Annotated in this window: 24 protein-coding genes and 1 pseudogene; 19 read left to right on the top strand and 6 right to left on the bottom strand. The window is 30.0% G+C overall.

The window, feature by feature from the left end; genetic code table 11:
- The 4 genes from ACQY44_RS23515 to ACQY44_RS23530 all read right to left on the bottom strand — a co-directional run bounded on the left by ACQY44_RS23515 (position 1) and on the right by ACQY44_RS23530 (position 2845).
- Positions 1–501 carry a hypothetical protein gene (locus tag ACQY44_RS23515; protein ID WP_428232711.1) on the bottom strand — a complete coding sequence of 167 codons (501 nt, stop codon included), beginning with the start codon at positions 499–501 and terminating at the stop codon, positions 1–3.
- 147 nt (positions 502–648) lie between these two features.
- A complete protein-coding gene (locus ACQY44_RS23520) occupies positions 649–1158 on the bottom strand; it encodes a hypothetical protein (RefSeq protein ID WP_428232712.1) in 510 nt (169 codons plus the stop codon).
- 134 nt (positions 1159–1292) lie between these two features.
- A complete protein-coding gene (locus ACQY44_RS23525; protein ID WP_428232713.1) occupies positions 1293–1802 on the bottom strand; it encodes a hypothetical protein in 510 nt (169 codons plus the stop codon).
- Positions 1803–1942: 140 nt separating this feature from the next.
- Positions 1943–2845 (bottom strand): YwqG family protein, encoded by a 903-nt coding sequence (locus ACQY44_RS23530; RefSeq protein WP_428232714.1) that lies wholly within the window; start codon positions 2843–2845, stop codon positions 1943–1945.
- 365 nt (positions 2846–3210) lie between these two features.
- Here ACQY44_RS23530 and ACQY44_RS23535 point away from each other — a divergent pair, with 365 nt between their 5' ends.
- The 19 genes and pseudogenes from ACQY44_RS23535 (at position 3211) to ACQY44_RS23625 (ending at position 15360) form a co-directional block, all read left to right on the top strand.
- Positions 3211–3582: a hypothetical protein gene (locus tag ACQY44_RS23535; protein WP_428232715.1), complete on the top strand. Its 372-nt coding sequence runs from the start codon at positions 3211–3213 to the stop codon at positions 3580–3582.
- 203 nt (positions 3583–3785) lie between these two features.
- On the top strand, positions 3786–4310 hold the full coding sequence (locus ACQY44_RS23540) for a hypothetical protein (RefSeq protein WP_428232815.1): 525 nt from the start codon (positions 3786–3788) through the stop codon (positions 4308–4310).
- A gap of 22 nt (positions 4311–4332) precedes the next feature.
- A complete protein-coding gene (locus ACQY44_RS23545) occupies positions 4333–4662 on the top strand; it encodes a hypothetical protein (RefSeq protein WP_428232716.1) in 330 nt (109 codons plus the stop codon).
- 11 nt (positions 4663–4673) lie between these two features.
- On the top strand, positions 4674–5090 hold the full coding sequence (locus ACQY44_RS23550; RefSeq protein WP_428232717.1) for a hypothetical protein: 417 nt from the start codon (positions 4674–4676) through the stop codon (positions 5088–5090).
- Between the two features lie 375 nt (positions 5091–5465).
- Positions 5466–6125: pseudogene (locus ACQY44_RS23555) on the top strand (IS1 family transposase).
- A gap of 316 nt (positions 6126–6441) precedes the next feature.
- Positions 6442–7575 carry an RHS repeat domain-containing protein gene (locus tag ACQY44_RS23560; RefSeq protein ID WP_428232718.1) on the top strand — a complete coding sequence of 378 codons (1134 nt, stop codon included), beginning with the start codon at positions 6442–6444 and terminating at the stop codon, positions 7573–7575.
- A gap of 18 nt (positions 7576–7593) precedes the next feature.
- Positions 7594–7998, top strand: a complete 405-nt coding sequence (locus tag ACQY44_RS23565) for a hypothetical protein (RefSeq protein ID WP_428232719.1) — start codon at positions 7594–7596, stop codon at positions 7996–7998.
- Between the two features lie 165 nt (positions 7999–8163).
- Positions 8164–9141: an RHS repeat domain-containing protein gene (locus ACQY44_RS23570; RefSeq protein WP_428232816.1), complete on the top strand. Its 978-nt coding sequence runs from the start codon at positions 8164–8166 to the stop codon at positions 9139–9141.
- A 5-nt stretch (positions 9142–9146) separates the two neighbouring features.
- Positions 9147–9839, top strand: a complete 693-nt coding sequence (locus ACQY44_RS23575; protein WP_428232720.1) for a hypothetical protein — start codon at positions 9147–9149, stop codon at positions 9837–9839.
- Between the two features lie 150 nt (positions 9840–9989).
- Positions 9990–10310 carry a DUF6572 domain-containing protein gene (locus ACQY44_RS23580; RefSeq protein ID WP_428232721.1) on the top strand — a complete coding sequence of 107 codons (321 nt, stop codon included), beginning with the start codon at positions 9990–9992 and terminating at the stop codon, positions 10308–10310.
- A 120-nt stretch (positions 10311–10430) separates the two neighbouring features.
- Positions 10431–10964, top strand: coding sequence for a hypothetical protein (locus ACQY44_RS23585; RefSeq protein ID WP_428232722.1), 534 nt, complete (start codon positions 10431–10433; stop codon positions 10962–10964).
- Between the two features lie 54 nt (positions 10965–11018).
- Positions 11019–11951: a hypothetical protein gene (locus ACQY44_RS23590; protein WP_428232723.1), complete on the top strand. Its 933-nt coding sequence runs from the start codon at positions 11019–11021 to the stop codon at positions 11949–11951.
- Between the two features lie 80 nt (positions 11952–12031).
- Positions 12032–12469: a DUF6882 domain-containing protein gene (locus ACQY44_RS23595; protein WP_428232724.1), complete on the top strand. Its 438-nt coding sequence runs from the start codon at positions 12032–12034 to the stop codon at positions 12467–12469.
- 139 nt (positions 12470–12608) lie between these two features.
- The gene (locus tag ACQY44_RS23600; protein ID WP_428232725.1) at positions 12609–12788 is read left to right on the top strand and encodes a hypothetical protein; all 180 of its coding nucleotides are present in this window, start codon (positions 12609–12611) and stop codon (positions 12786–12788) included.
- Position 12789: 1 nt separating this feature from the next.
- Positions 12790–13536: a tetratricopeptide repeat protein gene (locus ACQY44_RS23605; protein ID WP_428232726.1), complete on the top strand. Its 747-nt coding sequence runs from the start codon at positions 12790–12792 to the stop codon at positions 13534–13536.
- A 6-nt stretch (positions 13537–13542) separates the two neighbouring features.
- Entirely contained in the window at positions 13543–13755 is a 213-nt protein-coding gene (locus ACQY44_RS23610; RefSeq protein WP_428232727.1) for a hypothetical protein, read from the top strand.
- Positions 13742–14218, top strand: a complete 477-nt coding sequence (locus ACQY44_RS23615) for a contact-dependent growth inhibition system immunity protein (protein ID WP_428232728.1) — start codon at positions 13742–13744, stop codon at positions 14216–14218. The genes ACQY44_RS23610 and ACQY44_RS23615 overlap by 14 nt, the downstream gene beginning before the upstream one ends.
- 124 nt (positions 14219–14342) lie before the next feature.
- On the top strand, positions 14343–14999 hold the full coding sequence (locus ACQY44_RS23620; protein ID WP_428232729.1) for a DUF4240 domain-containing protein: 657 nt from the start codon (positions 14343–14345) through the stop codon (positions 14997–14999).
- Positions 15000–15048: 49 nt separating this feature from the next.
- Positions 15049–15360: a hypothetical protein gene (locus ACQY44_RS23625; RefSeq protein ID WP_428232730.1), complete on the top strand. Its 312-nt coding sequence runs from the start codon at positions 15049–15051 to the stop codon at positions 15358–15360.
- A 92-nt stretch (positions 15361–15452) separates the two neighbouring features.
- Here the strand turns inward: ACQY44_RS23625 and ACQY44_RS23630 are convergent, their stop codons facing one another.
- Positions 15453–16724 (bottom strand): relaxase/mobilization nuclease domain-containing protein, encoded by a 1272-nt coding sequence (locus tag ACQY44_RS23630; protein ID WP_428232731.1) that lies wholly within the window; start codon positions 16722–16724, stop codon positions 15453–15455.
- On the bottom strand, positions 16709–17101 hold the full coding sequence (locus ACQY44_RS23635) for a plasmid mobilization protein (RefSeq protein WP_428232732.1): 393 nt from the start codon (positions 17099–17101) through the stop codon (positions 16709–16711). Before ACQY44_RS23635 ends, ACQY44_RS23630 begins: the two co-directional genes overlap by 16 nt.
- Positions 17102–17176 lie beyond the last annotated feature (75 nt).

The raw sequence follows: 17176 nt of genomic DNA on the forward strand, positions 1-17176 counted from the left end.
TTAGGCATTGATTTCATTAATTTGTTTAAATATTTCAGCAAAAATTAAATTTTCATTTGGTTCAATACTGTATTCGATTTTAATTTTAGTAATAACTTCTTCCTTTTCCAAATCAAATTCGAGTATACTACTATAATCTGAAATAAAGCAATTATAATAACTTATTCCAATTATTTTATCAAAAAAATCAGATGCAATGGATTCATATTTATCTATTTCAGTTGTATCACTAAATTGAATTTGTGTTTTTTTTCCAGGCCTTGGAATTTTGATATTATTTGCTTTGTTATCTTGTAGTTGTTTTTTTAGATTAACTATTGCAAGTTCTTCAGATTCTCCATGAGATACAAAAAGATACCAATTCGTAAAACTAGCTCCATATTTTAGTTCATGTAGTTCTGAATTTGGATTTTTCCAAGTTTCCAAAGGATAATCTTCAAATTCCCAATCATCTTTTCGGAAAGATAAGATATACTTGTAGAGTGCTTTTATCTGTTTCATATTTTTACTTGCAGATTACTTACTTTTTTCAATAATTTTGTCATTTATTTCTGTAGTCAGTAATAACTTTTCGATATTTTTAAAGTTGTTATTTCAGTTTTTTTTGGATTTAAATTCTGTATAAGATTTATATATAAAGAAAATGTCCTATGAAATCCCTGTTTGTTCAACCTTTTTGACAATCCATTTGTTTTTTATTTTTTTGATATAAACAGTATAGCTGATGCCACATTTCCCACCGCAGGAATAACTTACAGATAAAGTTCCAGTTTCTTTTATATTATCAAATTTAATATTTGAAAGAAACATTGCTCCTGCAAACTTGCTGTATTTTAGTTCCCAATTTTCATAATCTATCACTTTTGGAAGTTCAGACAAATGTTTAAAGATGAATTTTTGACTGTTATATTTTTGTACTTGTGTTTTATCATTTATTAAACCATCGTTACCTACAGCAATTATAAGATTAAGAGTGTCTTTTTTTAAAGCTTCTCTTTTAAAATCGCAATCTAGATCTCTTTGATATTGTCCAGTTGTGTCTTGTCCAATCCATTTTCCTTTTTCGTTATAGAGATCTTTACCTTGTTCTGGAAAACACGTATAAAGTCTTTTGTCCTTATAAGTTGAATCAATAACATTTAAGAATATTTCATCCAAAACGTTTTGTTCAAATTGTTCATCAGTGATTTTCTTCTCGCAACTGAAAAGAATAAAAGTTAATATCAGAATTATAAATTTTGGTTTACTCATGATAATATTGTTGTAAAAATTTTTATTTTAAAAACTCAATGTCAATCATTATTAGCTTTAGCTATGGAATCAGTGATGAAATTATTCCAAACAGATAGAGAAATTGTATATGATGTTTGATAACTTGTATCATAAATAAAGGCTTTATTTTTTATTCTTAAAGTATCAACATTAAACCTTTTTAGTCTTTTTTTCTGCTTAAATAAATCGATTATATAGTGAGTTTTCGGACAGCAACAATATCCTAAATTTCTTGTTGATTCAAACAATAAATCAAATTGTTTTATTTTACTTAAATCAAGTATTCTATCTAACCTAACCAGTTTTGCAGTGTCTTGTAAATCAGTGTTTTTGATTTTGTAAAGAGAAATTTCTATTCTATCCATTTCCTTTCGCAACTTTTTAAAGTAATTTTCATGATAGTCTAAAACTAAATGTTTCTGCTTGGTAATGGTGTGCTCTATGTGGGGATTTACAACTTCATTTTTTTTATTGCAACAGTTGCAAAATATTGCAATTCCAACAATAATCGCTTTTTTAAGTTTAATCATAATTTACTAATTTGAAGAATACCAAATCTTTTATAATATTCGGTACATAATTTATTATAGAATAGGCAAGTAGCCCCACTAATTGTTTTTTTTTATTGAGTAAAGTTTAATTACTTAAGGGGTAGTTTCTTTTTTTTGGTCTAACTGCATTGCAAGCTTATCCAAGATTTGTCAAAATTTAGCTTTAATAAATCGTCTTTCTTAATCCAAAAATAAAGTCGTCCACAGTCACCCCACATCATTTCGCTTTCTTCGTTACTGTCTATTTGTAAAAGAAGTAGCCAATTTTTGGCATTGGCTTCAAGGGCTTTTGCTCTTGGGTCATTATATCCCGATGGATCTCCACAATAAAGACCATTTGTTACAAGTTCACATTCTAATTCCATTTCATCTTGAATGTTGTCTGAATATCCCAAAAGTTTATTTAAGTTTCCATCATTGTAAACCTCTTCCCAAAACATATCGTCCTCTCCATCTTCAAAATCTTCATAAACTTCCTGTCCATATGATGGTATGCTAACTTCTGATTTCATTTCCACTGAACAAGATTTGTAGCAAGAATAATGTGGTAAATTATTTGGAAAATCAATTCGTTTAAGTTCTGAAGAGTCGCCATTCCAATAGATAACTTTAAATTTATTTTTGTCTTTATGGTCAAAACCCCAAACTTCTTGTTCAGCTGAATAGAAAAAATATAAAAGCCCCGTCTTTGGTAGTAAATCTTCTTTATCAAATGTTGAAGTTTCAGAAAGATTTATCTGTGCAATAAAAGAAAGTGGTTTTGTAGTTTTCAATTCCTTTTTACTATTAAAAATGAGAAATTTTTTCTCTATTGTTTCTATTATGTTTGTCTCTGTTGCCCAAGATATTTCTTTCGGCAAGTCTGGTCTACCACCAATTTTTGTTTCTCCTACTTTGATAGCAGTTTCATCAGTTTTCTTTTGATAAAGTCTGATCGTGTTTCTCAAAAGAGGTTTTAACCTGTCAAAGTACTGCCCAAGTCCATTTATCTCAAGTTTGTTTTTAAATTCTTCTATGTTCATTGGGGTTGCTTTAAAATTTAGATTAGAATTACTATTTATATATTATCTAGAAATAAAACTGTGAATACATTTGATCCACAAATTTGACTTTACTTTCTAGCGAATATAATAAATATCTTTAATGTGAATATTTTAAATTGAAGTTTGCAGATGCATATAACTAGAACCTATTTAAAGAAACTACTGGTTCATAATTCTTATTATTAGTCTTTACCAACTATCCTTTTGAACTATTTGTAATTTATTATATTCGCAGAAAGTAAAATTTTATGGCATAAAGCAATGTAATTTGCAAGGATTAACCAATTATGTGTCTGGGAAAAATAGTTGCCATCAAACGACAACAAAAATAAAAAAACATAAATATGGAAAGTAAATATTGCTGGCGCTGTAAGATGAATGTCAATATGCTTACTGACGAAGAATTTAATTTATGCAGAGAAGCAATGTTTAAGGGTAAAATTATTGTTGAGCAAGAATTGAAAAGGAGAAATGTCAAAAAACATATATGGATAAATGAAATAAAAACTTTTGAAAAGTTCAGATACTTTTTAGAAATGTATAAATTGATAACTGGGGAAATTGAAACTAATCCAAATGCAATTTTTCATCATCAAATAAATCAATACGGAAAAGATTGTCCGGTCTGTTCAAAACCATACCGAACACCATTGGCTCGCTATTGTGTAAACTGTGGTTACGGAAAAGAAATATTAACCAATAATGAGATTAAATAAAACACAGATGTCTAAATAATTAAGAGATTCAAATATTTAATCTTAGGATATTCCGTGAACAAAAGCTATTTTCGTTAACAGAATTTTGCTCTTTGAATTATTATTCTTTTGGGATTTTTAAGCGGAATTGGTTACTATAGAAAAGGTTTGCAGAACCTTAGAAGTATAAGTTCCAAGGTCAGGAGCGTCAGGATGATCTATCACTGGCTTGGGATAGTTTTAAGTATAGAAACTACGATTACGCTATTGGTAGATTTATGAATGTTGATCCATTAACAGAAAAGTATATGGATTGGAGTCCATATGTTTTTAGTGGAAATAGAGTAATTGATTCAAGAGAGTTAGAAGGGTTAGAACCAGTAGATGCAGGTAAAATTAAAAATTCAAATATGCTTGTTATAACCGCTAATGGAAGAGCAGGCGGAATGTATGGTGATGAAATTAAAGGTAATAATACATTGGTTAATAACCTGCCAGAAGGTTATAATAAAGGAGATGATGGTTTATCAATGGTAGGACAAAGAGGATTTGGTGTAGGAAATGCTACTATTATTAATTATGCTGGCTCTGACAGTGGTATCACTGCTGGTCATATTGCGGAAACTATTGGTAATTATAGACAAAACAATCCAGATGGTATGGTTGCTTTAATAGGCCACAGTTTAGGTGGTAAAGATGTTTTAGATGCAGCAAATATTGTGAACAAAAGGCGATGTAATAAAAAATAAATCAATTGATTTAATAATAACTATGGAAGCAGCCTCAGCTGATGGTAAAGGATCTGCTTATAGTACCTCTTTAGGTTCTAATGTTGCGAATGTTGTTAATTTTAATTCTTCAGATTCATCAATGACAGGTGGAGGTGGAAGAACAACAACTGGTTCATCGACAAATATAACATTAGGAAACGGTACTAATCATACAAACATGGATAATACTTTAACTCCTTATTTAGCACCAATATTAAATCATATGGGGAAAGGGGTTAACCCAGTTAATTTAATAAACAATATAAACTTTGAAAAAGCTAAAGTTTTAAATAACGGAGATCTAAAACCTGCAAGTGGAGGCTCTTATTAAATAATATAATTATGCAAAAATTGAATATTTTATTGGGTGTTGTAATACTTATTTTTTGTTTTTTATGTATACAGATTAGTTATAACGGTACACCGTCAGTATCAATCTTTGGCAGTCTAGTTGCTATTACATACAATGCTTTAGATAAGGGCTGGGATTTTGGATTAACTAATTGGAAAATGAATTTTACTTTTTTAATTGTTGAATTTATTTTTGTAGCAACTAGTCTATTCGTTTCCGCAATAATTAAAAAGTATAAATTACTAATTTTTTCATTGATTTTGATAATTGCTTTATGGTTATTTTGGGGGATTACCTACAGGCCTTATATTGAAATTAAACTTTACTTGCTGTCTTCAATACCATTTTTAATCGTATTTATTTCAGTTCTATACCTTAGTTTTAAAAAGGTTAAAAGTAAGTTTTAGTTAGTTATTATAAATTTACTCACCCTTCCCGCACGAATCCTTTCGTGTGGAGCAAAGATAACCCCGCTCTCCGAAGAGTTCTTATAAGGTGCTGTGCGAATGTCTCCTGACTTCGCACCCCGCTCGCTGAGAAATCACGTAGATTTAATCCTTATACCCGCTGGCAGAAGTTTCAAGACGATGGTCTCCTTATACATATGCGGTAGTGTTACAGATTAGGTGTTTTTATAATTTAATCACTTAACTGACTGAAAAAGAAGATAAATTTTAATTATTGAATAGAAAAAGAGACTAATGCTGATTGTCTCTTTCTTTTTTTGTCTTTAAATAAGCCTTAAAATGCTTTTGTCTTACCTTAGTGTTTCAAATTAGGTCATGAAAATAAAATGTAATTTTTGTAATGGTAAATGCATAAAAAATGGATTTCAATCTAACGGAAATCAACGTTATAAATGTTGTGTTTGTCAAAAGAGACAGCAGTCTGATTATACGTATAATGCGTGTAAAAGAAGCATTAATCAGGAGATAATTCTATTCACAAAAGAAGGTTTGGGAATAAGAAGTACGGCAAGAATATTGAAAATATCAACGACAACATTATTAAAAAGAATCGTTTTTATCGCCCGAAATATTACCAAACCAATTATCAGCAGAGGTAAAACTTATGAAGTCGATGAGCTTTGTACTTATATCAGATACAAGAAAAATTATATTTGGCTGGTTTATGCATTGGAAAAGAATTCTAAAACTGTCGTAAGCTTTAACGTTGGGAAACGAACTAATAAAACGCTTAACGGTGTTCTGGAAACTTTAAAATTATCTGACGCTAAAAAAATATTTACGGACAGATTAAAAAACTACAGATATTTGATTGACGAGAAACTGCATTCGGTAAAACGTTTCGGAACAAACCACATTGAAAGGAAGAATCTGACACTTAGAACTCATCTGAAATGACTCAACCGCAGGACAATCTGCTTCAGCAAAAGTTTAGTGATTTTTACTGCTGTTTTGAAGATTTATTTTTGGATTTGAGTAATTAAATAGTAAGTTTATCCTTGAAATACGTTTTAAAAGTTTTGTAGTCAACAGGTAAATGCTTGCGAAAAATAATTACAAATTTTTATAATTATATTACAACGCAGCAGGGCAGAAACTAGAGAAAATTGTAACAGAAAATGGAACTGTAATCACTACGGATTATCTGGGAGGGTTTCAGTATAAGTTTGGCGACAATGGAGGTTATGTACCGGATGATCCGGGAAATACAGATCCACCTGTAGATGGTTATGATCCAGTTCCTAATCCGCCGGTTGAAGTCAGTCGCAGTGGTGTAATAACTCCGCAGGTTTTGTCAGCAAATACAACATCTGGCTCCGGGTTACAATTTTTTCCAACGGCAGAAGGGTATTTTGATAATATAAATCAAAAATATGTATTTCAGTACAAAGATCATTTAGGAAATGTACGTGTGAGTTATGCTAAGAACCCAATAACAAACGTTCTTGAAATTGTCGAAGAGAATAATTATTATCCTTTTGGTTTAAAACATGAAAGATATAATACGGATAATAAGCACGTAGGATATAATTATAAGTACAACGGAAAAGAGCTGCAGGATGAGATGGGGCTTGGGATGTACGCAATGGATATGCGCCAATATGATCCTGCAATTGGAAGATGGGTTGTTCAAGATCCAATAGTACACCTAAGTGTATCTCCGTACGTTGCATTTGATAATAATCCTGTGATTTTTTCTGACCCAAGTGGTGCGGATGCCCAATATGTATTTACAGGTGCAAATGCAGGTAAATATATGGACGGTGACGAGGAAGTGTCTTTTGAAACAGCAATGGGACAACAGGGATTAAATGCAGATGGTAGCAAAAAATCAAGTGGATCAGATCCAGGAAGAAGAGGAGCAAGACAAAGAGATAGAAATCGTAGCAGAGCAGGTAGCGGTAGCGTTCTTTTTGATGCTCGTGGACAAGAATTGTTAAGTCATTGGTTGTCAGGATCTGGTAGAGATCTGGTTTTAGATAATGATGCATGGCAAGATTATATGAAGGAAAATGATATACTAAATGATGAAATAATAAGAAATGCTTTTGAAATTGCAAGTGGAATGTCTATTGATAAAAAGAAAAAAACATCTGCCGAGTCAGGAAATTATCATGTTGACATAGAAGATGGTTATTTTACGGGTTATCAAATGCTACATGGTACAAATTTTTTTAGTTACGGAGTTGTTGGGAAATATGATAAAAAGACTGATACCTATACATTTAATTTTAATTTAAAATGGTTTGATACAATTGACCCTAATCATAATTATCCTTTGGATTCAGCACTTAATGATGCTTTAAATAAGATGTACTCTCCAGTCGATTATAACGTAGCTATAAAATGGAAACAAACAATAACGGTATCAGGTGCAGATATAAAAAATGGTAATATTAATGGAACAATAGTTACAGGAAAATAATCTTATAAAATATAGAAAATGAAAAAAGCACTTTTAATGGTATTAGTTTTTATATGCTCATGCTGTAAGAATGATAATAATCAATTTATAAAGGATAATGAATTTATATCTCAGCCTGGAAATTATTATCACAAATCAATAAAAATTATTGTTAAAGAATTTAAAGATGGAAGCTTGATTTACGGCATTGCAGATCTAAGAAATAATATAATCTATCAACAAGATATCAATAAAAGTTTCAGCAATAATAGTAGATGGGTTTTATATATTGATAAAAAAGATAATATTTGGTTTCATACATCAGATCTTCAGTTAACAAGTGTATTGCTTAAAGGAAATCTAAAGTATGATTATACATACAAAAGAATATATGGCAACAATACTATGCCAATTCCAAATGAATTTAAAATGAATTTAAAATGAATTTAAAATAAATCCCCTGTCCCGCACTGAAAAATCCTTGGTAGTGTTACAGATTAGGTGTTTTTATAATTTAATCACTTAACTGACTGAAAAAGAAGATAAATTTTAATTATTGAATAGAAAAAGAGACGACCTGCTAAGAACCCAATAACAAACGTTCTTGAAATTGTCGAAGAGAATAATTATTATCCTTTTGGTTTAAAACATGAAAGATATAATACGGATAATAAGCAGGTAGGATATAATTATAAGTACAACGGAAAAGAACTGCAAGACGAGAGTATCGGGGGCTTTCAGCTGAATTGGTATGACATGGAAGCTCGAAATTATATGCCGGATATTGGGCGTTGGGGAAGTATAGATGAACTTGCAGAAAGTTTTTTTAATTTTTCGCCCTATGATTTCTCAAATAATAATCCTGTATTTTTCTCAGATCCGAGTGGTTTAGCTCCAGAAAATCCTAATACTAACTATTTGGCATCAACTGTTGTAAATAGTAGAGGAAAAGTACTAGATTATAAAAATGATGGAGATACAAATATTTATTTAGCTGATGATAATTGGAAAGTGGGAAGTTCTAGAACAGGATTGCCTATAATAGGACATGAGAAGGCAGGAGCTACATATTATCCTGGACAACAAATTAATATTAATTTTTTAACTGGAGTTGGGGAAGTTTCTAGGATAGCTAATGGCGCAGCAACTCCAATAGGTGGGGCTTTCGATATTTTAGGATTTTGGGATATGCTATCTCAAACAACTGAAGGTGATTCAGATTTACTGGCATTACTTTTCATAATGAGAGGTAAGGGAGTTAATTCAACAAATATAGGAATCAATAACTCACATCATTTAGTGCCTAAAGCTGTTTTTAAAGCACTTAAAAGAGATTTAAAAGCTTTAATGAAATTAGGCAGTAAGAAAAACTTAATTAATTTAACGACACCTTTTCATGGTAATCACCCACAATATAGTGCATATGTTAAAAATGTGCTTACGGAACTTAAAAATGCTGGTTCACTAAGTAAGGCATCAATCGAAGTTTTACAAAATGATTTAAGATCAATAATAAGTAATGCAGCAAAAGAATATGATAAAACAGGAAAAAATTTGAATGAATATTTTAGACAGTTAAATAAATAGAGAATATGAAATATTATCAAATAAGCCACTCTTCTGAACCTAAGGTTATTGGAGTTAAGAATGGGGTTTACCAATTCGAAATTGATTATAATAACCTAACTAAGGATATTGAATCTCAATCTTTTTTAGATTTTTTTGATTACAGTAATAAGGATTTTTGGAGTGATCAAGAACGTATAAAAAACTTTAAAATTCCTGTAATTAAAGGAGAAATGTTAAAAAAAGCAACAGTGACAGACATTATGGGGTATGCGCCTATTATTAGCTATTTAAATGAAGCATTTAGTTATAAATATGTTAGTATTCTTAAAGAATATAATATAGATAATTATGGTACTTTTAAAATAGAAATACAAGATGTTTTAGAAAGATACTATTTGTTATTTAATAAAACAATTTGTCTTGATGAAATTGATTATAAAGAATCAACATTAGTGACAGGTCATGCAATGATGGATAATCTAAAATATTACAAGGTCGAAAATGAATTTGAATATATTGAATTCAAACAAAAAAATCCATTGGGTAAATTTGATAAAATTTCTATTTCAAAAGAATTTTTTGGAAAAGATATCATTTGTATTCAACCTTTAGCCAACCCATTTTATTCGGAAAAATTAATTAATGGATTAATAAATGAAGGTATAACTGGCTTGGAAATCAAATATGAAAATTCTACGAAACTTAGTTTTGTTTAATTAAAATTGTATTCTTTGAAAACACGAGATTTTACATTTATAATGTGTTTCAAACGATAATTACAAGTTAAAATTAAAGGATGAGCAATATTGCTCATCCTTTAATTTTAATGCTATATGTTCGGATTTTAGTTAAAGATAAAGAAAGATATGTCTGTTGAAGATAAAAACAAAATCGATGCAATTAGCACTAATAAAGAAGATGTGGTTGTGTTAACTATTTCGGATCATTTGGAATGGCATAATAATGAACATTTATTGATCCTACAAGAGAAAATAAATAGCTATATGGATTTCCTTGAAAGTGGCCAGATATACGAAAGTTATCCTAGTGCACTAGATAAAAAAATCATTATACAAATTGTTTTTAAATACCTGCCTAACAGAATAGCTGAAGAGTTTTTAGAAGTTGTGAAAGAGATTCTTAATAAAAATGGTTATGATTTTAAATTTTATCAGCTTGTCGTGTAATTAGAAGATAGGAAATTTAAGCTATTTTGAAGTTTTCGATAATAAAATCAAAGTAATATAATTACAGGCTTCTCAATAAGCAATAACGTTTTTGGAACATATTTTTTTAAATTTTAAATAATGAGTAGTTCAAAACAGTTAAACTTTTTTATTACACCGGAAGACTATAATTCAGTAAATAGTTTTCTTAAAGAATGTGGTGCAATGGTATTGGCTGATGGTGATATCGGAAAAGAAGAAAATGTAAGTACTTCAATAATTAATTTAAATGAAGATACTAAGCAGGTCTTTTTGAGTAGGAATGATTTTTTTGAAAAAGTTATGATTAAGACATTTGAAAATAATATTTCTTATTATTATATCACATCTAGTCCATTGATTGAATTCAGTATTGGTGGATTTTATCCATATGATAAAAATTCATTACAAAGCGCTCGTTTTTATTATATAAAAGCATACTACGATGAGAATGGTGATTTTGTTTCTAAGCCTGATGATCTCATAAACTGGTTTGATGAAGTCTTTAAAAAATTTAAAAAGGTTTTTTTAAAGAAGTATTCTAAAGATTGTTACTGTTCAGAATCTGCAATTAAGTGGATAGAATTAAATAATGCAGTATTGAATAATGGAGGGCAACAATGGTCAAAGCAGTAAAAGTATAATTAGAAGAAAATTTAATCATATCCATAACCATTAATAAAAAAATATATGTTTTCATTTTTTAATAGAAGAAATACCAAACCAGATATACCAAACTGGGCTAGTTTTTTTGAAAATTCAGAATATTCAATATTCATATACGAAATTGAAAATTATTTCGGTAAGCTAAACATCCAATTTGAAATTTCTGATGGAATTATAACAACAAATCAAAACGAATTTAGATTAAGTAATTTAGGATTAAGCAATGTTGCTCAAATCTGCAAACAAGATCAACCTAAAAATTATAAAGTGATAATAAAGGATCACTTTAATTCACTGATAGAAGCAAATAAATTTGAAATAGAATTTGAAAAAAAAGTAGACAACTTTGATGAAGTTAAAAAATATATTGGAGTAAGATTATATAACGAAGAATATGTTGATTATACTGGAAAAGAGTTTACAATAGGAAAAGAATTTGAGGGAGATATTTATTCTATGATTGTATTTGATTTCCCTCATAGTATTTCAAGTATAAAGCCGGAGCAAATAAAAAACTGGGGAAAATCTATAGACGAACTTTTCGAAATTGGAATACAAAATATTAGAGAAAAATATCCACTTACAATAACAAAAGAAGATTTTAATACATTCGACATTTGGTTTGTAAATTCTGATCATTTTTTTACACCAAACATACTATTTGATATAGAAAACCTCAAAAAGCTTAGTGGCAGTAATGGTTTATTAATTGGAATTCCTCATAGACATTCGGCTATAATATATCCAATTGAGAATTTAGAAATCGTAAAAGCTATGAATGGAATTTTTCCGGCAATTCATAATATGAACATCGAGGGGCCTGGTTCTCTTAGTAATAAAGTTTTTTGGTATAAGGACGAAATTTTTACTGAAATTCCATATAAAATTCAAGATGAGAAATTGCAATTTTTTCCTCCAGAAAACTTTCTAAAAATGCTAAACGAGCTAAATACTTAAATAAAATTGCGGACTTAGGTGCGTCTCTGGCCTTACGGTACGGCAGACTTAAGTAAAAAGCTACACACTACTATTATAATATGGACTACAAAGATTTTTCAACAAATTGTTTTGGCGAGTTAGAAAAATTGCAAGATAATTTAAATATGTCTTATGATATTAATTCTTATACAAGATGGGATTATGACCAGCCGAGTGGTATTATAACTCTTTCTAAAGCTGATAAAATTATTAATTTTAGATATTATCAAGTTGGAACTTATTCAACAGAATTAAAAACTTGGAAATGGTCTTGGGACAATGAAAATACATCAAAAAATGTAGCCGTTGATATTGAAAAAATTAAAGGTTTTGGAATTGCAAATGAGTATGAGAATTTAATTAATGGAGAATTTACTTCGTACGAAGAAATTGGATGGGAATTATCGTCTATTTGCTGTAACTTAATTGGTGGTATTGGCGTATATAGACCCGTTATTGATCATTTAAAAATTCACCTTGTACTAAGAAGTAATTGATAACGATTTAGCAGAAAGGGAAAAGACTAAATATGTTGATTGTGAAAATCATGATAGAAGAAGAAGAGCATTTATCTGTCAGCATTTAAAAGAAGGATGCAAAAATGGATTTGAAGAATCTTTCGAAACATTTGAAGACATGGAATTTGAGTACGAAGATGATGATTTTGTAGCTTGGTGTAACGAATGTGAAAAAGTGAGAGTTGAGGAAGGTAGTTTAGATGGAAAATGTTGGGAACAAGGCGAATTTAAAATCGTTTGTGAAAAATGTTACTTCAAAATTAAAGAAAGTAACATCGAAAAAATATCTAAAATTTAATATGAAAAATTACATTCTGATTTTATTAATATTGTTTAAAACCTTCACTGCTCACGGACAAAAGAAAATGGAAAATAAATTTATTACTTGGAATAATTTTGTAAATGGATTTGGTAAAGAAATGGTTTCCGCTGAAGATGTTTTTAAAAACATGGTTAAAAGTGGATTGAAAGACCATTGCTTAACCAAAATGGATTTCACTTTTATTTCAGACAATAAGGAAAATCTAAATCGATTAGCTGAGTTTTTAAAATCACATTATCCATACACAGTGCAGGAAGTGAAGAAATATGGATCCCTGTGGGAAATAAATGGAGAGACAAATGAAATGCCGATTACGAAAGATAATTTAATGTATTGGTGTTTGGATATGTATAAAAGAGGCTATGAATTTGATTCAACTCTAGACGCTTATGGAGGACTATTTGACCCTAAAGATCCCAAACTTCCAGACTTAGCCCCTTCAAAAGCAGATTACTATTTTGAGAAAGGCGTTGAATGTTATAATAATGGAGATTTAAGCGGCTCTTTAATCAATTGGTCATTAACCATTGCTATTAATTCAAAAGATCCAAATGCTTATTACTCAAGAGCAATCGTGAAAAATGAATTGTATACTTGGAAATCAGCACTTAAAGATTATGATAAAGCTTTAGAAATAGCACCAAAATTTGCAAGTGCCTTAATAAACAGAGGTGGGCTTAAAGATGAAAATGGAGATTATCAAGGGGCAATTGCTGATTATTAGAAAGTATTGCAACTCGATGATTCAGAGATTGAGAATAAACAACAAGCATATTTTAATCTTGGTAATACAAAATTCAATTTAAAAGATAAAAATGGAGCTTGCGAAAATTGGAAAAAAGCATTGGAACTTGGTGCCGATTATGCTAAAGATAAAATTGATGAATACTGTAAAGAAAAAAGAAATGAATGCTTAACTCTTTCTAAGAATGAATTTTCTTAAAACTATTTTTGGCATTAAAAAGCCAGTCATACAAAGTATTAGTGTAATAAAATACCCTGATAGAATTTTCTTCGAAACCTGCTATAAAATAGTTAACTCATATTCTACAAGATCGAAAGAAATTACAATCTCAGATGTTGAAATAGGTATAACAATTCTTAGACATCTCGATTTATCTAGAACAATAAAGAAATTTACCAAACAGGAAAGAATAGAAAATTATGAAGCGTACAAAAAGATTACGGGATTAAAATCTATAAAAGCTCAGATGAAAGATTCACTTCATGTATCTATTACCCGCCAAAATAATCAGATTACATTCTACCCGACAATAAATGGAGGAACTTCTGGCGACCGAAAAGGATATCATTTCTTAAACGAAGAAAAAATTATCATTGAAGATAGTGAAGATTTCGAATCAATTGGAGAAGCATTGAAAATAGCTTTGGAGAAATGTAGTTGAGTAAACCCAATTAGTTAAAAAAACAAGAGTTAGCAACCTTCATAGTTATGCTGAAAAGACTTCAAAAACATTAGAAAGTATAAGTGGAACTCACCCTACAAAAAAAAATGAATAATAGAAAAGAATGAAAAAGTTTAAATTTATATTATTTTTAATGTTGACAGTAACTTCATGTCAGCTAATGAACAAAAATGAATCAGAAGAAAAAAGTAAAAATATAGTTAGTGAATTTATAAAAGGAAATAAAATGGATAAAACCGAATTCTGGAAAATAATAGCTTACTCAATTACAAATTCGAATGAAGATAAAGTAAAACAGGAAAAAATTATTATTGAAAAATTATCAGCTTATAGTCCTGAGCAAATTATTGAATTTGAAATAATTCTTAGACAGCTAATTATTCAAGCAGATGATTTTAAAATAATGGGAGCTCAAAAAATTATCGAAGGATATGTTTCTGACGACAGTTATCTATATTTTCGCTGTTGGTTAATTGGAAAAGGGGAAGAAATTTATAGGAAAACCATTAGAAATCCTGATTTTTTGTCAGAAAGGATTAGCCGAGATGATGAGTTCTATTTTGAGGGACTATTATATGTTTCAACAAATGCATATAAAATAAAAACAGGTAAAATTGTAGAAGATGCAACCTTTCCAAGAGATGTAGCATATCTAAAAGGTTTAGACTATGATTTTGGGGCACCGCCAACAAAAGGCGTGGATTGGAAAGAGGAAGATCTGCCGACAACTTATCCTAAATTATGGAGGCTTTTTAATTAAAAAACACCCAATTTTTATATAACGAAGCAAACAAAACATTGTAGGAGATATGATATTAAGTCAAGCAATTATAAATTGTATGGATTATAAGGATACTGAGGAATCTATGTATTCAATTTATGCTAAAAGAATAAATGGAAAATTCCAGCCAGATTCAGAAGCTTTAGTTTTAAAATTGACATTTGAAGAAATGGAAATGAAATCGATTAAAGTAGCTGAAGAAAAATGTCCAGGATTTGACTATTTTTTAGAAATGTTTGTTTTAAAAGATTTTTACGAAGATTTACTAAAACATGAAGAATTCAAATCAGATACTAAAAAGATAGAAAGAATTATTTATTATGCAGAATTTGATGCTTAAGTAAAATTGATAATTATTCAAAAAATATTATGATAGAACAACTGGATGTGCTAACAAATAGATACTCATTGTAAGAGTGTACATTTTTTCAATTATTGAGAGAGTCCTCTTCTCTTTTTCTTGCTTTTTTTCTTTTTCAATTGATTTTGTATATAATCTGAAGAATATTCAGCTCGCATAAGCACATCCAATAACTTAACTAAATGAGGAATAGTAAGTGTATCTTTTTGATATTGAAGATCATCAATCAATAATTCTTTAGATGGGAGGTTTTCGTAAATCTGATTGCTTTTTCCTTCAATAGCAACCTTTAATCCGCATCGCTCTTCAATAGCTTTTGCACTGTATTCTTTTCCCAAGCTACTGCCATTAAAAACATTTTTGGTGATAAGGTCTATATAAGTAATACCATAAAGTAAGCCTTCACTACTTCTTCTAAAAACGGTTTGAATGCCTTCTCTTTCCAATAGTTTTGCAAGATGACTTATAGGCATTGCTCGCTCATTTAAGAGTGCCATATTAATAATGTTTTTTATCCGTAATTTGTCAGACATATTTCTTGCTTCATTTTCCTTAAATTTTTCTCCCAAGAATTTCAACGTTGGTTTAAAATAAAAATCACTTGCTTTTATTGGAACACCAATTGGGTTTCCTTTGTCATCCAGTATTCGGTACACCAATCCATTTGCTAAAAAGATTTTTGAATTCTCACTGCCACGATCAGCCAAAACATTATATTGTTTTAGCACTGCATTAAGTTCGGGAAGGCTGGAATATTTATACTCATTAATTATCTTATTTAAAACATTGGTTAGGGCTTTTTTAGATTCAATTTTTCCATAGCTAACCTTGCCCATCGAAATGGGCTGTAAATTAAACTGCTCTTTTATTTTTCGTCCTTCCGCTTTTACCAGTCCAAAAATCTCTTCTATTTCCTTTCTCGCTGGTTCTGATTTTCGTATGCCTAGATGGTGCATGTCAATCCGCTTGCCGTATCTTTCAATGTTTACAGAAACTACATGCACGTGCGGGTGTCCCGCATCGTGATGCTGGTAAACCAAATAAGGCTGTTTTGCAAAACCGATTTTGTCCATGTAGGTATTTACAATAGCCATCAATTTTTCTTTTGAATGATTTTCTGACGGATCAAAATTGAGCGAAATATGTACGCTGTTCCGTTTGGTATTTTCGTTTAATTCAAGGCGTTTTGTAAAGCGGTTGATCTTTGCAAAATCATCTAATTTATCTACATCAGCAGTATAATTTTCCGCACCGATACATTCTGCTACACCCTGTTTAACCTTATTCTCATTATAGTTAAAGATACTCCGGATCGAATGGCTCGTTTTTATGATTGTAACCATTTATCCGAGATTTTATAAATATGATTTTGAATGTCATTTATTTTATTGGAAAGGATTATTCTTTCCAATTCGTAACGTGTAATCCATTCTCTGAATTCCGGAAATTGTTTTAAGGTATGCATCTTTTTCACAACCTGATTTACATTGTTTCCCACAGCACTCAGCTCGTTACGGAGTAGTACGATTTCTTCGATAGAATCGTCTATTGACTGATTTCTGTAATGTGTTGTAATGGGCTTGTTAAATAAATGCTTGCGAATATAATCGCTCAGTTTACGGCACGTACTGTTTTTGTATCGTTGCTCAATTTTCGAATACTCTTCTGGTGTCACGCGCACTGTAATTCTGCGTGATCTGTTTGAATTTTCTCTTTCCATCATCTTTCATTTTCATTGTTATCAAACTCTTTTTTCCTTTCAGTGTCACTGATCCCGAGTTCCGAGGATAGATCA

The sequence above is a fragment of the Flavobacterium sp. genome, assembly GCF_965277525.1.
In the GTDB taxonomy this organism is placed as follows: domain Bacteria; phylum Bacteroidota; class Bacteroidia; order Flavobacteriales; family Flavobacteriaceae; genus Flavobacterium.

Excerpts from the sequence above, each read along its gene's own strand:
- ACQY44_RS23615 (WP_428232728.1), top strand. The coding sequence starts at position 13,742 with ATGAATTTTCTTAAAACTATTTTTGGCATTAAAAAGCCAGTCATACAA.
- ACQY44_RS23635 (WP_428232732.1), bottom strand. The coding sequence starts at position 17,101 with ATGGAAAGAGAAAATTCAAACAGATCACGCAGAATTACAGTGCGCGTG.
- ACQY44_RS23575 (WP_428232720.1), top strand. The coding sequence starts at position 9,147 with ATGAAATATTATCAAATAAGCCACTCTTCTGAACCTAAGGTTATTGGA.
- ACQY44_RS23535 (WP_428232715.1), top strand. The coding sequence starts at position 3,211 with ATGGAAAGTAAATATTGCTGGCGCTGTAAGATGAATGTCAATATGCTT.
- ACQY44_RS23600 (WP_428232725.1), top strand. The coding sequence starts at position 12,609 with ATGGAATTTGAGTACGAAGATGATGATTTTGTAGCTTGGTGTAACGAA.
- ACQY44_RS23595 (WP_428232724.1), top strand. The coding sequence starts at position 12,032 with ATGGACTACAAAGATTTTTCAACAAATTGTTTTGGCGAGTTAGAAAAA.
- ACQY44_RS23525 (WP_428232713.1), bottom strand. The coding sequence starts at position 1,802 with ATGATTAAACTTAAAAAAGCGATTATTGTTGGAATTGCAATATTTTGC.
- ACQY44_RS23620 (WP_428232729.1), top strand. The coding sequence starts at position 14,343 with ATGAAAAAGTTTAAATTTATATTATTTTTAATGTTGACAGTAACTTCA.
- ACQY44_RS23580 (WP_428232721.1), top strand. The coding sequence starts at position 9,990 with ATGTCTGTTGAAGATAAAAACAAAATCGATGCAATTAGCACTAATAAA.
- ACQY44_RS23625 (WP_428232730.1), top strand. The coding sequence starts at position 15,049 with ATGATATTAAGTCAAGCAATTATAAATTGTATGGATTATAAGGATACT.
- ACQY44_RS23590 (WP_428232723.1), top strand. The coding sequence starts at position 11,019 with ATGTTTTCATTTTTTAATAGAAGAAATACCAAACCAGATATACCAAAC.
- ACQY44_RS23550 (WP_428232717.1), top strand. The coding sequence starts at position 4,674 with ATGCAAAAATTGAATATTTTATTGGGTGTTGTAATACTTATTTTTTGT.
- ACQY44_RS23585 (WP_428232722.1), top strand. The coding sequence starts at position 10,431 with ATGAGTAGTTCAAAACAGTTAAACTTTTTTATTACACCGGAAGACTAT.
- ACQY44_RS23630 (WP_428232731.1), bottom strand. The coding sequence starts at position 16,724 with ATGGTTACAATCATAAAAACGAGCCATTCGATCCGGAGTATCTTTAAC.
- ACQY44_RS23515 (WP_428232711.1), bottom strand. The coding sequence starts at position 501 with ATGAAACAGATAAAAGCACTCTACAAGTATATCTTATCTTTCCGAAAA.
- ACQY44_RS23605 (WP_428232726.1), top strand. The coding sequence starts at position 12,790 with ATGAAAAATTACATTCTGATTTTATTAATATTGTTTAAAACCTTCACT.
- ACQY44_RS23530 (WP_428232714.1), bottom strand. The coding sequence starts at position 2,845 with ATGAACATAGAAGAATTTAAAAACAAACTTGAGATAAATGGACTTGGG.
- ACQY44_RS23545 (WP_428232716.1), top strand. The coding sequence starts at position 4,333 with ATGGAAGCAGCCTCAGCTGATGGTAAAGGATCTGCTTATAGTACCTCT.
- ACQY44_RS23565 (WP_428232719.1), top strand. The coding sequence starts at position 7,594 with ATGAAAAAAGCACTTTTAATGGTATTAGTTTTTATATGCTCATGCTGT.